Source organism: Streptomyces sp. NPDC014864, assembly GCF_043081525.1.
In the GTDB taxonomy this organism is placed as follows: domain Bacteria; phylum Actinomycetota; class Actinomycetes; order Streptomycetales; family Streptomycetaceae; genus Streptomyces.
In genome coordinates this window covers 189,145-206,049 of the sequence record NZ_JBIBWT010000010.1, presented here as the reverse complement: position 1 = coordinate 206,049, position 16,905 = coordinate 189,145, and the positions used below count along the sequence as shown (strand labels likewise).

Here is a 16,905-nt window from a genome sequence, read left to right as displayed (position 1 = left end):
CCCTCTCCGCGAGGGTGCCGCCCTTCGGCGTTCGTCCTGAGACTCAGTTGCCGGCCGCGGACTGCGAGGCCGAGTCGCTCGGGGTCGCGGTGGTGCCGGCGGACTCCGACGCCGCCGGCGAGGCGGCCGACGACTTCGAGGGCTTCGACGGCCTGCCGGACTCCGACGCGGACGCCGACGGCGAGCCCGTGGCACCCGGCGCCGCCGGGATGTTGCTCGGGCCCCACTTGTCGAAGTAGCTCACGGCCGGGACGACGAAGGCGCGCAGGCTCACGTCACCGGTCTTGCTGAAGCTGAAGGTCAGCTGCTGCGCGTTGCCGTTCTGGACGGCCGGGCCCGGGTTGGTCAGCGCGGCCGACGCGTTGCCCTTGCCGCCGATGACGACGGAGCCGCCCGCCGGGACGACCAGCTTGCGCTGGCCCTTCGCGGGCGTGATCTGGGCGGTGCCGTTGCCGCCGACGCGGACCGAGTCCAGCGTCTGGTCGGTGCTGCCGGAGTTGAAGAGCGTCGCGGAGACGACGGCCGGGCCCTTCGTCTGCGAGGTGTCCGGCTGCGTGATGATGACCGCGTTCTGGATCGCGATGTCACCGACCCTGGTGGCCGCGTTGTCGGGCTTGACCTGGAGCGTCTGGGCGTTGTTGCCGGCGCCGCACGCGGCGAGCGAGGCGATCGAGAACGCGATGGCGGCGGCGGCGAGGGCGCCGCGTCGAAGGCTGCTGCTCACGGCGGCGGCAACTCCTTGAACGTGGGCGGAGCAGGGTGGCCCCCTTATAAAGCCACCCTAAGTGTCTGTCAGCGGCCTTAGGTTACCGAGCCGTTCCCGGGCCTTCGCACCCGACCCGCCCCTATGCCCGCCGGGGTGCTCCGAGAGCGCCCGAACTCACCCTCTGTCCCCTCTGGCCACCAGGCTCACATGTGACTCGTCGGTCACATTGGTCTGTGTCGACCCTCCATTCACATAAGTCCCAGTGGCACGACCCCGCACCGCGGGCCGGGATTATCGGTGCGGGAAAACGGAGCAGGTCCCGTTAATTGATCACCCGCCGTTCGCCGGCGCTTGTGGCGGCGGTCGTGATCAATTCCGGAATCGTCCGGGACGCGACTCGTCTCACCGAACGGAGTAGCGGAAGTCGAGCATCTGGAACCAGACAAATCGGGATGTTCAGCCGTTTGGAGGGGCCGCCGGATGTGTGTACCGTACGGGTTTCACTCCGCGTGAAGTACCCCTCCGACCTGCGAATACCTGCTTCCTCTTGGCCCGCCCGACCCTTCCGAAGCACGTCCCCGTCGCTGTTGTCAAGCCCCGAGATATGCCCTGACCTGCGAAAACGCCATTCAGAACACGCCGTATCCGTGTTACCCTGGATAGCCACGGAAGGGGTACCTGTCACATGACGTTCAAGGTTGGCGACACCGTGGTCTATCCCCATCACGGGGCCGCGCTGATCGAGGCTATCGAAACTCGCCAGATCAAAGGCGTGGACAAGACCTACTTGGTGCTGAAGGTCGCCCAGGGTGACCTGACGGTGCGTGTGCCAGCGGACAATGCGGAGTTCGTCGGCGTGCGTGATGTGGTCGGTCAGGACGGGCTGGACCGGGTCTTCGAGGTGCTGCGCGCTCCGTACGCCGAGGAGCCCACGAACTGGTCGCGTCGCTACAAGGCGAATCTGGAGAAGCTCGCATCCGGTGATGTCATCAAGGTCGCGGAAGTCGTGCGCGACCTGTGGCGCCGCGAGCGCGAGCGCGGGCTCTCCGCCGGTGAGAAGCGCATGCTCGCCAAGGCCCGCCAGATCCTGGTGAGCGAACTGGCTCTCGCGGAGAACACCAACGAGGACAAGGCCGAGGCCCTGCTCGACGAGGTTCTCGCGTCCTGACGCGAGGCGCGTCCTGACGCGAGGCTGCGACACCCGCCTCAGATCAGCACACTGCGATGCCGCGGTGCCCGATGACATCTTCAGTCGCCGGGCGCTGCGGCATGTTCGTACCCGCGCGCAGGACGCCGACGTCCTACGACGACGCCCACGTCCACGGGGGAAAGCCCCCGCTACTGTCGTGCCGGGCCCGGACGAGCGGCTCGACCGGGGTCACGGAAGGGTCCGGTCAAGGCGTCGCGCCCGGCACGTCCCCGGCCGGGGGCCGGGGGTGCTGCCTGTGGCCATACCCACGTAGGCCGAGCACACAAACCTGAACAGGAACCGATGTCTGACGATTCGCGCCCTTCGCCGGCAGGCCGCCCGCGGGTGACGCCCGTCGCCGCCGTGATCCCGGCCGCCGGCCGCGGGGTACGCCTCGGCCCGGGCGCCCCGAAGGCGCTCCGCACGCTGGGCGGCACGCCGATGCTCGTCCACGCGGTGCGCGCCCTGGCCGCCTCCCGCGCCGTCTCCCTCGTCGTGGTCGTCGCCCCGCCCGACGGCGCGGCCGAGGTGAAGTCCCTGCTGGACGTCCACGCGCTGCCCGACCGGACCGACGTCCTCGTCGTTCCCGGCGGCGAGTCGCGCCAGGAGTCCGTCAGGCTCGGCCTGGAGGCGCTGCCGCCCGGCCACGACGTCGTCCTCGTGCACGACGCGGCCCGCCCGCTGGTGCCCGTCGACACCGTCGACGCGGTCATCGAGGCGGTACGGGACGGGGCGCGGGCCGTCGTCCCGGCGCTCCCGCTCGCGGACACGGTCAAGCAGGTCGAGCCCGCGACGGAGCCCGGCGCGCCCGAGCCGGTCGTCGCGACGCCGGACCGGTCGCGGCTGCGGGCCGTGCAGACCCCGCAGGGCTTCGACCGGGCGACCCTGGTCCGCGCCCACGAGAGGGTCACCGACGACGTCACCGACGACGCGAGCATGGTCGAGCAGCTCGGCGAGCGGGTGGTGGCCGTGCCCGGCCACGAGGAGGCCTTCAAGGTCACCCGCCCCCTCGACCTGGTCCTCGCGGAGGCGGTCCTGGCCCGCAGGAGGCTGAACGATGGCTTCTGAGACCCCCGCCGGCTTCGCGGAGGCACCGCTGCCCCAGGTCGGCATCGGCACCGACATCCACGCCTTCGAGGAGGGCCGCGAGCTGTGGTGCGCGGGCCTGAAGTGGGAGGGCGAGGGACCCGGGCTGGCCGGGCACTCCGACGCCGACGTCGTCGCGCACGCCGCGTGCAACGCGCTGTTCTCCGCCGCCGGGCTCGGCGACCTCGGGCAGCACTTCGGCACCGGCCGCCCCGAGTGGTCGGGGGCGTCCGGGGTCACCCTGCTGACCGAGGCCGCGCGGATCGTGCGGGCGGCCGGGTTCCGGATCGGGAACGTCGCGGTGCAGGTCGTGGGCCCCCGGCCGAAGGTCGGCAAGCGGCGGGACGAGGCGCAGAAGCTCCTGTCCGAGGCGGCCGGGGCGCCGGTGTCCGTCTCCGGCGCGACGACGGACGGGCTCGGCTTCCCGGGCCGCGCCGAGGGGCTGATGGCGGTGGCCACGGCGCTCGTGGTGCGGGTGCGCTGAGGGCGTGCGAGGGTACCCGGAGAGTCACCGCCGACCGAGATCTCCGGAGGTACCCCCATGTCCGCCGCTCTGTCCGACCGGCTCAAGGCTCTCCTCGACAGCCCCGTCTTCGCCGTCGTGGGCACCCTCCAGCCCGACGGCAGCCCGCAGATGTCGCCGGTCTGGGTGAAACGGGATGGCGACCAGCTCCTGTTCTCCACCACCGTCGACCGCCGCAAGAAGAAGAACCTGGACGCCGACCCCCGTGTCGACGTCGTCGTCCTGGACCCCCGCTCGCCCTACGAGTACGCCGAGATCCGCGGGTCCGCGGAGATGACCACGCGGGGCGGCCGGGAACTCATCGACGAGCTCTCCCTGAAGTACACCGGCAAGGAGTACGCGGAGTTCAACCCGGCCTCGGCGCAGGACGCGGAGCGGGTGGTCGTGCGGATCACCCCGCGCAAGATCGTCGGGAGCCTGTGAGGAGCGCCGTGTGCGCCCCGCGGAAGCCGGCCCGGCGCTGTGAGGCGGGCGACGTCACGAAACGGTGGCCACGCGCGGGAAGGGGCATGGGGCACTGTCCGGGGCCCACTACCCTGGAGTGGTGACTATTCGCCTGTACGACACCAGCGCCCGGCAGATCCGTGACTTCACCCCGCTCCGGCCGGGCTGCGTCTCGATCTACCTCTGTGGCGCCACCGTGCAGGCGGCACCGCACATCGGGCACATCCGCTCGGGGCTCAACTTCGACATCATGCGCCGCTGGTTCGCGTACCGCGGCTATGACGTGACGTTCATCCGCAACGTCACGGACATCGACGACAAGATCATCGCCAAGTCGCACGAGCAGAACCGTCCGTGGTGGTCGATCGGCTACGAGAACGAGCGCGCGTTCGACGACGGCTACACCGCCCTCGGCTGCCTGCCGCCCACCTACGAGCCCCGCGCCACCGGCCATGTGCCGGAGATGGTCGAGATGATGCAGACGCTCATCGACCGCGGGCACGCCTACGCGGCCGACGGCAACGTCTACTTCGACGTGCGCTCCTTCCCCGGCTACCTGGAGTTGTCCCGCCACGAGCTGGACAACCTCCAGCAGCCCTCGGGCACGGGGGAGAGCGGCAAGCGCGACTCGCGCGACTTCGCGATGTGGAAGAGCGCCAAGCCGGGCGAGCCCTCCTGGCCCACGCCGTGGGGCCGAGGGCGGCCGGGCTGGCACCTGGAGTGCTCCGCGATGGCGCACAAGTACCTGGGCTCCGCCTTCGACATCCACGGCGGCGGCCTGGACCTGATCTTCCCGCACCACGAGAACGAGATCGCCCAGGCCAAGGCCTTCGGCGACGAGTTCGCCCGGTACTGGGTGCACAACGCCTGGGTGACCATGGCCGGTGACAAGATGTCCAAGTCGCTCGGCAACTCCGTGCTGGTCGCCGACATGGTCAAGCAGTGGCGCCCCATCGTCCTGCGCTACTACCTCGGCACCCCGCACTACCGCTCGATGATCGAGTACAGCGAGGAGTCGCTGCGCGAGGCCGAGTCGGCGTTCGCGCGGATCGAGGGCTTCGTGCAGCGCGTGGTGGAGAAGGCCGGGGGAGCGGTCGAGCCGGCCGCCGAGGTCCCGCTCGCCTTCGCCGAGGCGATGGACGACGACCTGGGCGTCCCGCAGGCGCTGGCCGTCGTGCACACCACCGTCCGGCAGGGCAACTCCGCGCTGGCCGCCGACGACAAGGAGGCCGCCGTCGCCCGCCTCGCCGAGGTGCGCGCCATGCTCGGCGTCCTCGGCCTCGACCCGCTGGACCCGCACTGGGCCGGCGAGGGCGACCGCGGCGAGGACCTGCACGGGGCGGTCGACACCCTGGTCCGGATGGTGCTGGACCAGCGCGAGGCCGCCCGCGCCCGCAAGGACTGGGCCACCGCGGACGCCATCCGCGACCAGCTCAACCAGTCCGGACTGGTCATCGAGGACAGCCCGCAGGGACCGCGCTGGAGCCTCGGCCCCCGCTGATCCCGCTTCGAGCGGGTGATCGATTGTGCCGCCCGGCCTTCCGGGCGGCACACTGCATAGACGTACGCATTCGAACGCAACACAGAGACAGGTAGGTCATGGCCGCGAACAACCGTCGCATGTCCGGCAAGAAGGGCGCGCAGGTCGGCAGTGGCGGCCAGCGGCGCCGGGGCCTGGAGGGCAAGGGCCCCACGCCCCCCGCCGAGATGCGCAAGGGACACGCCAAGCAGCGCGCCGCCGCGTCGAAGGTCCGCCGCGCCCAGGGGCGCCCGCAGCAGCGCCGCGGTGGCGGGCGCTCCACCTCCGAACTGGTCGTCGGCCGCAACCCGGTCGTGGAGGCGCTGCGCGAGGGCGTGCCCGCCTCGACGCTCTACGTCCAGCAGTTCATCGACAACGACGAGCGGGTCCGCGAGGCACTCCAGCTCGCGGCCGAGCGCGGCGGCATCAACCTCATGGAGGCCCCGCGCCCGGAGCTGGACCGGATGACGAACGGGCTCAACCACCAGGGACTCGTCCTCCAGGTCCCGCCGTACGAGTACGCCCACCCCGAGGACCTCGCCGAGGCCGCGTACGACGAGGGCGCGGACCCGCTGATCGTGGCCCTGGACGGGGTGACCGACCCGCGCAACCTGGGCGCCGTCGTCCGCTCGGTGTCCGCCTTCGGCGGCCACGGCGTCGTCGTCCCGGAGCGGCGCGCGGCCGGCATGACCGCCGGTGCCTGGAAGACCTCCGCCGGTGCGGCGGCCCGGACGCCCGTCGCCCGCGCCACCAACCTGACGCGCGCGCTGGAGGCGTACAAGAAGGCGGGCATCACGGTGGTCGGTCTCGCCGCGGACGGCGAGGTCGAGCTGGGCGACCTGGAGGCCCTGGGGGGCCCGGTCGCCATCGTGGTCGGCAGTGAGGGCAAGGGGCTGTCCCGGCTCGTCGGCGAGACCTGCGACTTCCGGGTGCGGATCCCGATGCCCGGCGGCGCCGAGTCGCTCAACGCCGGTGTGGCGGCGGGCATCGTGCTGTACGAGGCGGCCCGCAGGCGCGCCTGAACCGGCCGGGGCCGGGTGGCCGAACGGGAGTCCGTCCGGTCACCCACCCGGGTAAATCAGGGCGAGCGGTACAACCTTGACGCGGTCCGGACAGTTCCGGCGGGGTCAAGGCAGTGTCCTAACTCCACATCACTCGGTTAGATGAGTGTGGACACCAGAACACCCCGCACACCCACGGGGGACCGCTCGTCGGGAATCGACGACGCTCCCGCGCTGAGCATGGTGAAGGTGCCGAGCGATCCGGCGCAGGTCATCGTCAACCACGCCAGTTTCCGCGTGCAGTTGGGCGCCGCGACGCGGCGTGTCCAGTCCGCGCGCGTCGCCCGCCACCCGAGCGCCACGGATGACCCCTTCCGGGTGCCCGTGGCCGGCACGGCCCGCCGGGCCGGGGCCGCCGCCCACCGCCGTCCGGTCGTCTGGAGCGGCAGGTCCGCGCCCGACGACACCGGCGCGCACCGACTGCTGCAGGCCGCCCGGAGCGGGAGCGTCCGGTACTCCGACGAGCCGTCCGCCGACCCCGGGGCAACCCGGCTCATCCCACGCATCGGCGTCGACGAGGACTACGGCCGCCAGGACTACGGCCGGCAGGACCACGGCCGCCAGGGCTACGGCCGCGACGGTTACGGCGATCCGGACCAGACCGTCGAGACGCCCGTCGTGGGCGCCCAGCGCACGCCCGGGTCCGGCGGGACCCGGCTCCTGCCGCACATGCGTACCGTCGGCAGCGCGTACGACGAACCCACCTACGACGAACCCACCTACGGCGAACCCACCTACGGCGAACCCACCTACGGCGAACCCACCTACGGCGACCCGGCGTACGGCGACCCGGCGTACGGCGACCCGGCATACGGGGAAACGCCGTACGGCGGGTCACCCTACGGCGATCGCGCCTACGCAGGCCCCGGTCACGCCGAACCCGGCTACGACCAGGACGACTTCGCGGACGACGACCTCGACGAGCCGGCCGAGGACGAGTTCGGCCGAGGCCGGCGGCACGCCGACGACCCGGCCCGGCACGCCTACTATCCGGGCCGCCGGATGAACCTCGGGGTGGTCCTGCTCCCCCTGAGGATCTTCCTCGGCTTCATCTCCATCTACGCCGGCATGGGCAAGCTGTGCGACCCGCTCTACTTCGACGGGGGCAAGCGCGGCTCGATGGTGAAGTGGCTCAACACCCTGCACCCGTGGGAAGTGGCCGAGCCGCTGCGCCAGTTCGCGCTCCACCACCCGGTCGGCTCCGGGCTCGTCATCGCCTTCCTGCAGGTGGTCGTCGGCGTCCTGACGGTGCTGGGCTGCTGGCAGCGGGTCGCCGCGATCGGCGGTGCGCTGCTCTCGGCCGCGCTCATCGTCACCGTCAGCTGGAAGACGGTCCCCGCCTATGACGCGCCCGACATCATCTACCTCGCCGCCTGGTCGCCGCTGATCATCGCCGGCGCCCCCGTCTACTCGGTCGACGGCCGTCTCGCCGCCTCCGCCTGGCGGCGGCTCGGCCCGCGCTCCGACATCTGGGAGCTGCGTCGGTTCGTGCTGCGCCGGGGCGCCCTGCTCACCCTCGTCGTCGCCGGGCTCACGCTGCTCGTCGGGTCGCTGCTCGGCGGCGCGGTCCGTGACGCCGGCCGGGTGGTCGTGCCCGGCCCCGGCGAGGCCCCGCGCAACGAACTGCCCGGCTCGCCGCTCCCGCAGGAGCCCCGGCAGGGGCAGAAGAAGGCGCCGTCGGCCTCCACCTCGCCGACCCGGGACGGCTCGTCGGCCAGCCCGTCCGGCGGTCCGGCGACCACACCGGGCTCCCGCGAGAGCGGTACCGCCGGCGGCGGTTCGCCCAGCGAGACCCAGGGCACCGGCCAGACCCCGCCGCGCCACTCCGCCCCGGTCCAGCAGGCCCCCAGCACCAGCTCGGGCCCGACCTCCGGCGGCTCCGCGACCGGCGGCACGGGCTCCGGCGCCGGCCAGGGTTCCACCGGCACCTCCTCCGGCCAGCCGGGCCTGGTGGGCGGCCTTCTGGGCTAGGGCTGCCGCGACCCCGGCAAGATCCGAAAGAGAGGGCCCAGGGGGCTTCGTCCGGATCAGCCCGGGGCCGCGACGCCCGGCACGGCACCTCGCCGCGTTGTCGGACCACCCGAGTACATCCAGTACGCGGGTGGTCCTCCGCCTTGCGATGCTCCCCCACAGCCTCAACGGCGTGGGAGGTGCCCCCAGCACCGGACGCCGCGGCCTGATCCGACCTCATCCGAACGAAGCCGCCTAGTCGTACCGAAGCACGCCGACGGGGTCCCGCACGCACGACGTGCGGGACCCCGTCGGCGTAAGAGGGCGGCGCCGAAGCCCCGGCCGCGGCCCCGTCCGAGGTCCGGGGGCCCGCGGGGACGAGGGTCAGCGGTTCAGGGCGGCTAGTTCCTTCGCGGCCTCGGTGAGGTCCTTCGCGGTGTCGATGGCGCGCCAGTAGGCACCCTGGGGGAGGGGGAAGCCCGCCAGGCGGCGTTCGCGGGCCAGCCGGGGGAACGTCGTCCGTTCGTGGTCGCCGCGCTCCGGGAGCAGACCGGCGAACTCGGGGGCGAAGACGTAGACGCCCGCGTTGATCTCGACGGTGGACGGCGGTGCCTCGATGAAGTCGGTGATGTGGCCGAAGCCGTCCGTCTTCACGGCACCCCAGGGAAGGCGCGGGCGGGCCAGCGCGAGGGTGGCGACCGCGTCGCGCTCGGTGTGGAAGTCCGCCATGTCCCGCAGCGAGAAGCGGGTCCAGATGTCGCCGTTGGTGGCGTACCAGGGCCGATCGGGGTGCGGGAGATGGGCGGCGGCGAACCTCAGGCCGCCGCCGCGGCCGAGGGGCTCCGTCTCCACGACGGTGGTGACCTTGACGGGCAGGGCCGTCGACTTCAGCCAGGTCTGCAGGACCTCGGCGAGGTGGCCGCAGGAGACCACCACGTCCGTCACGCCCTCCTCGGCGAGCCAGGCGATCTGGTGGCCGATGATCGGAGTGCCCGTACCGGGGATCTCGACCATCGGCTTGGGCCGGTCGTCGGTGTAGGGGCGCAGCCGGGAACCCTGGCCACCGGCCAGGATGACGGCTTGAGCAGGGCGGGACGCCGCGTTCGGATGGGTCATGACCGAACTGTACGCGGCGCCCCGCACGCCGCCTTCGTCCACGGCCGTTCCGTGTTCGGTGACCGCCCTCGCCCCCTGCCGGGGCTCCCCGGCCGGGGGATGGAGGGGGCGGCGGCCGGCCGTGCACGGTGTGCGGATACGCGTGCCGGGCTGCCGGGCGGGGCGTGCGGATGCGCGTGCCGGTCGGCCGTGCCCGGTGTTCGTTGGTGCGCGGCGTTCCGGCGTGCGTGCCGGTCAGCCGTGCGCGGCGTTCAGCACGCCGGAGGCGAAGGACGTGTCGCACACCGGGCGCGCGTACGACTGCGCCTGCGTGGGTCCGTAGATGCGGACCGCGGCGCGGCCGAGGGCGCGGGCGATGGAGGAGCAGTGCCGGGCCAGCGACGGGCGCCCGTTGACGGCCTCCTGGAGGTGGGTGAGCGCGACACCCGGGTCCTTCTCCTGGAGTTCCGTCATCAGCCGGTCGCGCAGCACGTCCTGCGGGGCGCGGGCGCGGGTGTGGGGGGAGACACCGGTCACGGTGCCGGTCACGGCGGTGTCGGACGCGGTGAGCACCGAGTTCGAGGAGGCCCCCGACCAGTTGACTCGGGTGACCGCGAGGGTCCCGGAGAGCACCAGGACGACGGGCAGGACGAGGGCGAGGGAGCGGCCGATCCGGCGGGCGGGGCCTCGGCCGCGTCGCGTCTGTGGGGTGGTGGAGTGCTTCACGCGAGTGAGGGTAGCGCCCGGTAATGATTGGGCGACATTCAGTCACCTCATCGAGGGATGGTGAGCCCTTCATCCCGGAGTGACGTGTTGACGCACACTGCTCGAAACGTCCGGTGCGCCGGGGTGGCTGGAGGGCATGAAGAAGGGCCCCGCGGCAGGTCGCGGGGCCCTTTTCGTCAACCTGGGTGAATTGCCCCGGGTTGTCGTGGGTTTCAACCCGAAGGTGTCACCCGGGAGCGGCAGTCACGCGCGTCAGTCGGAGAGGCGCTCGCCCGTGGAGGTCGAGAACACGTGGGTCTCGCCCGGCCGCGGCACGACGTGCAGCTGCGCGCCCTTCTCCGGCACCTGGCGGCCGTTGACGCGGACCACCAGGTCCTTCCGCTCGCCGCCGACCTCGGCGGTGCCGTAGACGTAGCCGTCGGCGCCGAGCTCCTCCACCACGTTCACGGAGACGGCGAGACCGGCCGGGGCGTCCTCGGTGTCCTTCGACAGGGACGAGGCCGCGACGCCGCCCAGCTCGACGACGTCGAAGTGCTCGGGGCGGACACCGACCGTCACCGTGCGGTCGCCCTTGTCGGCGGCGGCCTTGAGGGCCTCGCGGTTGACCGGGACGACGCTGTTGCCGAACTTCACGCCGCCGTCGGTGATCGGGACCTCGACCAGGTTCATGGCCGGGGAGCCGATGAAGCCGGCGACGAAGAGGTTGGCGGGCCGGTCGTACATGTTGCGCGGGGTGTCGACCTGCTGGAGCAGACCGTCCTTGAGCACGGCCACCCGGTCGCCCATCGTCATGGCCTCGACCTGGTCGTGGGTGACGTAGACGGTGGTGATGCCGAGCCGGCGCTGCAGCGACGCGATCTGCGTACGGGTGGAGACGCGGAGCTTGGCGTCGAGGTTGGACAGCGGCTCGTCCATGAGGAACACCTGCGGCTCGCGCACGATGGCGCGGCCCATGGCGACACGCTGGCGCTGACCGCCGGAGAGCGCCTTCGGCTTGCGGTCCAGGTACTCGGTGAGGTCGAGGATCTTCGCGGCCTCCTCGACCTTCTGCCGGATCTCCGCCTTGTTGACACCGGCGATCTTGAGCGCGAAGCCCATGTTGTCGGCGACCGTCATGTGCGGGTACAGCGCGTAGTTCTGGAACACCATCGCGATGTCCCTGTCCTTCGGCGGCAGGTGGGTGACGTCGCGGTCACCGATCCGGATGGTGCCGGAGTTGACGTCCTCGAGCCCCGCGAGCATCCGGAGCGAGGTGGACTTGCCGCAGCCGGACGGACCGACCAGGACGAGGAACTCGCCGTCCTCGATGTCGATGTTGAGCGCGTCGACGGCGGGCTTCTCGGAACCCGGGTAGATCCGGGTCGCCTTGTCGAACTGGACAGTGGCCATGGTGAATGGGCCCCCTTCTACCGGCAGGAACGTGCCGGACGATCCGTTGTAGGAAGGTGGTGGTCCACTACGGGCGGTGCCGTTGTGGTGTAGTCCACAAGGGTGAACTGGCACAGGACGCTACCTGGCGTCCACCTCGTCTGTCAGCACTCCGGGCCCTGTGACCTTCGTCGAAATTTTCGACGGCACGCTCCGGGGACCTGGGTACACTGCACGGGCACGTCCGTGCACTGCCTCCTTAGCTCAGCCGGCCAGAGCAACGCACTTGTAATGCGTAGGTCGTCGGTTCGAATCCGACAGGGGGCTCCACTGAGACCCCAGGCCAGTCACTCGCTGACCTGGGGTCTTGTGATTCAGCGCACGCGGCGACGACGTCGGGCCCGGGCCGCGCGGCTGTCTCCGGTCTCAGTTCTGGTCTCATTCGGGGTCTCGGAGCGGGGCATGAAGGCGTCGCCCATGCGGCGCATCGCGTCCTTCGAGAGGTGCGAGCGCCCCTTCACGTACCGCCGGGTCTGACTGATCTGGGTGTGGCGCAAGATCTCCATGATCGTAGGCATATCGACCCCCAGCTCATTGAGGATCGTGCCGGCGGTGTGTCGGCTGCCGTCGTAGAGGCGCCGGTCGTCGATTCCGGCTTCCGCCAGCAGCTCCTTGAACTCCTCCCAGTCCTGTCGGGGGTCGAGCGGGCGACCGTCCGGGCGCGTGAAGACGAGCTGGTGCTCCTGCCACAGCTCGCCGGCCGCCGCGCGCGTCTCCTCTTGCTGCGCCTGGTGGGCGCGCAGGTACGGGATGAACGGCGGCGGGATGGGCACGGCGTTCCGGCTCTTCTTCGTCTTGGGCCGTGTGAAGACCAGTCCTCCGCCCTTTCGCTCGGGACAGGCGCGAGCGTGGCTGGTGCATCCCCGCGTGCACGGCTTGGGGCAGCCGCGCTTGTAGCCCTTGTGAGTCTTGCAGTCCGACGGGCACGGCTCCAACCGGTGGAAGTCGGTACCGCAGGCGTGCGGGTCCGCGCAGCCGTGGCGCCACGTGAGCCGCTGAAGCTGCCACTCGGGTCGGAACAGCTCGTTGTCGAGGTCGACGTACGGCCACCGCAGTCCGAGGGTTTCGCCCTGCCGAAAGCCCATGCCGACCCCGATGCACCACCGCATGAAGGTGGGCCGCTCGGCGGCGGCCTCCAGGAATGCCTTGGCCTCTTCGGTCGTGAACGGGTTCGCCTCCGTCTCGTCGACCGTCGGCGGGTCCACGAGGGTGGCCACGTTCTCGACGATGAGCCGCCGGCGGTGGGCGATTTTCAGCGCGCGCGACAGGATGCGGTGAACCTTGAGCACGTGGGATGGGGCGTGTCCCTCGTCGAGCATGGCGCGGTACATCCGCTCCAGGTGCTCGGGGGTGAGCTTGTCGAGCCGGTGCTTGCCGACGCCGGGGATGATGTCGTTCCTGGTCTTGGACCAGTAGTCGTCCAGCGAACGCGGCTTGAGCTTCAGGGATGCAATGTCGGTGAGGTAGGTGGTCATCCACTGCTCGACGGTGGGCTTGCGGCCGGCCGCGGGCGCGCGCCCTTTGTCGCGGAGCTGCTCGAGCTCGCGGACCTTGCGCCGCACCTCCGCCTCGGTCTTGGCCCTGCGATGACGTCGGTCGGGGCTGCCATCGTTCCTGACACCCATCGTCACGCGTCCGTGCCACCAGCCGTCATTACCCAGGTAGATGGATGACTCCAGGTTCGCCTTACGGGGGCTCATGTGCTCCTCCATGCGAGAGGCGGCCCCGGACACAGGGGGGCCGCCTCGGGTGTGCGGTGGTCAGTTGGGCAGCGGGGCGAGGCTCGCCACGTAGTTCTCAAGGTCGGTGCGCCGGATGCGGCGGCAGCGGCCCAACTTGATGTACTTCAGAACTCCGGCGGCCATCAGCTCGTAGAGGGTGGAGCGGCCGATCGCGAGCGCTTCGGCGGCCTGCTCGGGGGTGTAGAGAAGTCGGTCGACGGGGGGAGCGACGGCGGTGCTCATCCGGGATGTCTCCTCGGTGGGTGCTGTCCGGTCTCGGCTTGGCTCTCAGAAGTCCGCTACATCCGCTACGCCGCTACATCGCAGGTCAGCGGGGGTGTTTTTGTAGCGGATGGTCGGCGTGTAGCGGCTACGCACGCGCTACGGGGTAGCGGGCGTAGCCGCTACACGCTTGGGTGCCGCTACAGATTCACCGGCTCTGAGCTGGGCTGTAGCGGTGTAGCGGCTGTAGCGGATTCCTGGGGAGGGGGGCAGTAGCGGGCCCACGCGTCTTCGAGGTCGGCGGTGACGAACCCTTTGAGGACTCCGCCGGCGGTTCGGATGTTGCGTGAGCGGATCGGCTCGTTGTCGACCGTCATGTACTCCCCGAGCATCCGGGCGAGCTTGCGGTTGTCGAGCGGCTTGCCGTCGAGGTCCGCCCACGGGGCGTCGTCGAGGGCATTGAGCCGGTCGAGGATGGCGATGGTGGGCAGGCGGTCCATGCCGATGAGCACGTGGTCGCGCAGGTCGGTGAGCAGCCGGATGCCGAGGCTGTGTTTGTCCGTGTGCTGCGATGCCTTGACGAGCGTCACGCACGCTTCGCGGGCGCGGTGGGGCCAGTCGCCCCCGGCGGCGTCCGCGACGGCGAGCAGGGGTTCCCACACGTCGGCCGGTCGGTCGGTGATGCCGTCTGGCATGTCGGGCCACGCACCCACAACCTGTGGACGGGCCTGCTCCGCCCACTGCGCGAGCCCGTCGCGCAGCTTGCGCCCCTCGGCCTCGTGGATGCGGGCTCGGAACGGCTCGACACGCTCGTTGCGGGCCCGGCGGCGCATGCGGATGACGACGGAGCGGGTCAGGATCGTGTCCGGCAGGGACCCGAGTCCGGCGACCGCAACCGCGCAGTACGAGGGGAAGGCCTGAACGGTCTGGTTGCCGCCGTCGCCGATGCACCGGTAGGTGACCCCGGAACGCCGGTGCCCGGCGTTGAGGAATCCGCGCAGCTCCTCATTGTCCCCTGCCTTGGGGCCGAAGATGGTGTCGATCTCGTCGAAGAGGATCGTCGGCCGGCCGTCGGCTCCGGACACTGCCCGGAACAGTGCAGCGGCGGACGCGTTCACGGCTGTCATGGGGTGCGGCACGAGAGTTTCCACGATCTCCAGCGCCCGCGACTTCCCGGACCCCGGTTCGGGGGAGAGGAACGCGAGTCGGGGGGTGGAGTCGAAGCAGTCGAGCAGGTGGGCGTGTGCGTCCCACAGGGTGACGGCGACGTAAGCGGCTTCGGTGGGAAAGACGTTGAAGCGGCGGTGGAAGGCTTCCACCTCGTCGAGCAGCGCGGCGCCGTCGATGGTGTCGGTCATGCGGCGGCCGATCCTTCCTGAGCGGTGTGGAGCGGGCAGGTGGCCCGGTGGTCGTGGTGGTCGGTGATCAGGGCGTGCACCCGGCGGTGGCCGACGGCGCTGCGGTCCCTCCCGCACAGGCACCGGAAGGTGGCGGTGATGTGCAGCCAGGCCACGGGGTACCGGCCGTCGCCTCGGTGCGGGTCAGAGCCACAAGCAGTTCGGACGCCCTTGCGGGCGGCGCCTTTCGGCTCGCCCACGGCCGTCCGGGGCGATGCCGGTTCGGCGGCTTCTGGGCCGGTTGTGGTGGGGGGTTGGCCTTCCAAGGGGGAGGGGTGTGGGGTGTTCATGCCGCCTCCCTGGGGCGGGCTTTGCGGATGGAGCTGTCCAGGGCGCTGCGGATTGTGGCGCGGCACTCCGCAGCGGTGAGTCCGCGGCCCTCTCCCGCGGCTTGGAAGGCCTCCTCTGCCACGTGGCGGGGGAGGTCGCCCCATGCGACGAACCGCCCCACCTTGAAGGCGCACCGGTTGAGCGTGATGTTGCGCTGCTTGTCCGGTGCTGCGGCGACCGTCGCGCACTCGGCTTCCAGCGCGGCCAGCGCTGCGCGGCTGCCGTCTACCGCGGGCAGCCGCAGCGGCACGGCGGGGCGGGCGGGGGCGGGTTGCAGCGACTCCAGCAGCCAATCGGGCAGCGCGACCGCTGCGGCGCTGTTCACGGTCTCGTAGGGGCCGCTGGGTGTGGTGCTGCCGGCGGCGACGACGTAGCCGCCCCAGGCGCGGGTGTCGACCAGTGGGGCGAGGGTCCCGGCTGTGTTGCCGAGCCGGACTCCCGCCGGGGCGGTGAAGTACAGGTGTTCTCCGCCGCTCGCGGTCCGCGTCCGATAGGTGTCGGGGACGGCGTGTCCGGCGCGCTCGCAGAGCGCTGCAAAGGTTGCCGCGCCGCAAGGCGCGTCCGAACTGCCTTTGTGTTTGGGCAGGTCCAGGTCGACGACGATCAGCCGGGAGGGGCCGGTGGCGATGCCGACGTTGAACGGGGCACGCGACCAGGCGGCGCGGATGCGGTCGGGGTCGGTGGTGGCGCGCTGTTCCCACTTGCGGTGCCCATCGGTGCATGGGCCGTTGTGGGGGCAGGCGGCTTCACCGTGCAGGGCGGGCCGCTTTGTGCCGGGGCGCAGGGGGAAGACGTGCCAGCCGCGGGCGGCGGCGTCCAGCGCTGTGGACAGCAGCGCTAAGCGGGCGTCATGGGTCATGCTGGAGGTCTCCAGTTCCTTGGTTGGGTGCTGGTTGGTCAGGGCGGCCCCGGATCTTTGGCGAGACGGTGGGGCCGCCTTTGGCGTGGTCAGCGGTGGTTGATGGTTCCGCTGGCGCGGCCGAAGAGGCCGGTTGCGGTGATGTTCTGGGTGATCTGTGCCGGGGTGCTGCGGCGGCCGGCGCGCAGGATGGTCGGTACGGCGACGATGCCGGCGGCGATGAGGGCGACGGCGGACCACAAGGCGTGGCTCATGGCGATCAGTCCCGGGGCGGCGTAGGAGAGGCCGACGGAAGCGGCGGCGATGCCGCCTCCGACGGTGGGGGCGAGGAGGGCGGTGGTCTTGGCCCATGCCGGAATCGGCTGCGCCGCCGGGGCGGGCTGCGAGGCCGGGGCTTGGGTGTAGGCGAGGGTGCGGATGCCGCCGGGCAGGGTGACCATCTGCACGCCGGGCGGCAGTTCCTCGGGCAGCATCCGCGGCCCGTCCCAGCCGCGACCGTGGTCGAGCGACTGTCGCGGCACGGGGTGGGCGGTGGTGATCTCGTACGGGGTGTCGGGGTGCACAACGGGGTCCCTTCCACGCGGCGGGCAGCACCCGCGCCGGGCGGATGCCGCCCGTGCCTTGCTTGTCGTGTCACTTGTCGTGCGGC

17 protein-coding genes and 1 tRNA gene are annotated in these 16,905 nt (G+C 71.4%); 8 read left to right on the top strand and 10 right to left on the bottom strand.

Going from position 1 to position 16,905, the window contains the following annotated elements; translation table 11 throughout:
* Positions 1-43 precede the first annotated feature (43 nt).
* Positions 44-724: a DUF461 domain-containing protein gene (locus tag ACF1A5_RS20215; RefSeq protein WP_392194227.1), complete on the bottom strand. Its 681-nt coding sequence runs from the start codon at positions 722-724 to the stop codon at positions 44-46.
* 667 nt (positions 725-1,391) lie between these two features.
* Between ACF1A5_RS20215 and ACF1A5_RS20210 the strand changes: the two genes are divergently transcribed.
* The 7 genes from ACF1A5_RS20210 (at position 1,392) to ACF1A5_RS20180 (ending at position 8,499) form a co-directional block, all read left to right on the top strand.
* The gene (locus ACF1A5_RS20210; RefSeq protein WP_003953493.1) at positions 1,392-1,874 is read left to right on the top strand and encodes a CarD family transcriptional regulator; all 483 of its coding nucleotides are present in this window, start codon (positions 1,392-1,394) and stop codon (positions 1,872-1,874) included.
* 324 nt (positions 1,875-2,198) lie between these two features.
* Complete coding sequence (gene ispD, locus ACF1A5_RS20205; protein ID WP_392194226.1) at positions 2,199-2,963, top strand: 2-C-methyl-D-erythritol 4-phosphate cytidylyltransferase; 765 nt, start codon at positions 2,199-2,201, stop codon at positions 2,961-2,963.
* Positions 2,953-3,465 (top strand): 2-C-methyl-D-erythritol 2,4-cyclodiphosphate synthase, encoded by a 513-nt coding sequence (gene ispF, locus ACF1A5_RS20200; protein ID WP_392194225.1) that lies wholly within the window; start codon positions 2,953-2,955, stop codon positions 3,463-3,465. Before ispD ends, ispF begins: the two co-directional genes overlap by 11 nt.
* 57 nt (positions 3,466-3,522) lie before the next feature.
* The gene (locus tag ACF1A5_RS20195) at positions 3,523-3,927 is read left to right on the top strand and encodes a PPOX class F420-dependent oxidoreductase (protein WP_392194224.1); all 405 of its coding nucleotides are present in this window, start codon (positions 3,523-3,525) and stop codon (positions 3,925-3,927) included.
* A 121-nt stretch (positions 3,928-4,048) separates the two neighbouring features.
* Positions 4,049-5,449: a cysteine--tRNA ligase gene (gene cysS, locus ACF1A5_RS20190; protein WP_392194223.1), complete on the top strand. Its 1,401-nt coding sequence runs from the start codon at positions 4,049-4,051 to the stop codon at positions 5,447-5,449.
* A gap of 98 nt (positions 5,450-5,547) precedes the next feature.
* Entirely contained in the window at positions 5,548-6,489 is a 942-nt protein-coding gene (rlmB, locus tag ACF1A5_RS20185; RefSeq protein ID WP_392194222.1) for a 23S rRNA (guanosine(2251)-2'-O)-methyltransferase RlmB, read from the top strand.
* Between the two features lie 141 nt (positions 6,490-6,630).
* Entirely contained in the window at positions 6,631-8,499 is a 1,869-nt protein-coding gene (locus ACF1A5_RS20180) for a DoxX family membrane protein (protein ID WP_392194221.1), read from the top strand.
* A gap of 363 nt (positions 8,500-8,862) precedes the next feature.
* On the opposite strand, the gene ACF1A5_RS20175 is transcribed toward ACF1A5_RS20180, so the two are convergent.
* From ACF1A5_RS20175 to ACF1A5_RS20165, 3 genes are all read right to left on the bottom strand, one after another.
* Positions 8,863-9,594 carry an NDP-sugar synthase gene (locus ACF1A5_RS20175; RefSeq protein WP_392194220.1) on the bottom strand — a complete coding sequence of 244 codons (732 nt, stop codon included), beginning with the start codon at positions 9,592-9,594 and terminating at the stop codon, positions 8,863-8,865.
* A gap of 234 nt (positions 9,595-9,828) precedes the next feature.
* Positions 9,829-10,299: a hypothetical protein gene (locus ACF1A5_RS20170; RefSeq protein ID WP_392194219.1), complete on the bottom strand. Its 471-nt coding sequence runs from the start codon at positions 10,297-10,299 to the stop codon at positions 9,829-9,831.
* Between the two features lie 252 nt (positions 10,300-10,551).
* Positions 10,552-11,688, bottom strand: coding sequence for an ABC transporter ATP-binding protein (locus tag ACF1A5_RS20165; protein WP_392194218.1), 1,137 nt, complete (start codon positions 11,686-11,688; stop codon positions 10,552-10,554).
* A 232-nt stretch (positions 11,689-11,920) separates the two neighbouring features.
* Here ACF1A5_RS20165 and ACF1A5_RS20160 point away from each other — a divergent pair.
* Positions 11,921-11,997: transfer RNA gene (locus ACF1A5_RS20160), tRNA-Thr, on the top strand.
* Positions 11,998-12,041: 44 nt separating this feature from the next.
* Here ACF1A5_RS20160 and ACF1A5_RS20155 read toward each other — a convergent pair.
* The 6 genes from ACF1A5_RS20155 to ACF1A5_RS20130 all read right to left on the bottom strand — a co-directional run bounded on the left by ACF1A5_RS20155 (position 12,042) and on the right by ACF1A5_RS20130 (position 16,819).
* Positions 12,042-13,427, bottom strand: a complete 1,386-nt coding sequence (locus tag ACF1A5_RS20155; RefSeq protein ID WP_392194217.1) for a tyrosine-type recombinase/integrase — start codon at positions 13,425-13,427, stop codon at positions 12,042-12,044.
* A gap of 60 nt (positions 13,428-13,487) precedes the next feature.
* Positions 13,488-13,691, bottom strand: a complete 204-nt coding sequence (locus ACF1A5_RS20150; RefSeq protein WP_392194216.1) for a helix-turn-helix domain-containing protein — start codon at positions 13,689-13,691, stop codon at positions 13,488-13,490.
* A gap of 179 nt (positions 13,692-13,870) precedes the next feature.
* Positions 13,871-15,028 (bottom strand): DUF3631 domain-containing protein, encoded by a 1,158-nt coding sequence (locus ACF1A5_RS20145; RefSeq protein ID WP_392194215.1) that lies wholly within the window; start codon positions 15,026-15,028, stop codon positions 13,871-13,873.
* Positions 15,025-15,183, bottom strand: a complete 159-nt coding sequence (locus ACF1A5_RS20140; RefSeq protein WP_392194214.1) for a hypothetical protein — start codon at positions 15,181-15,183, stop codon at positions 15,025-15,027. Before ACF1A5_RS20140 ends, ACF1A5_RS20145 begins: the two co-directional genes overlap by 4 nt.
* A gap of 170 nt (positions 15,184-15,353) precedes the next feature.
* Positions 15,354-16,256, bottom strand: coding sequence for a bifunctional DNA primase/polymerase (locus tag ACF1A5_RS20135; RefSeq protein WP_392194213.1), 903 nt, complete (start codon positions 16,254-16,256; stop codon positions 15,354-15,356).
* An 89-nt stretch (positions 16,257-16,345) separates the two neighbouring features.
* Positions 16,346-16,819, bottom strand: a complete 474-nt coding sequence (locus ACF1A5_RS20130; RefSeq protein WP_392194212.1) for a hypothetical protein — start codon at positions 16,817-16,819, stop codon at positions 16,346-16,348.
* Positions 16,820-16,905: the final 86 nt, after the last annotated feature.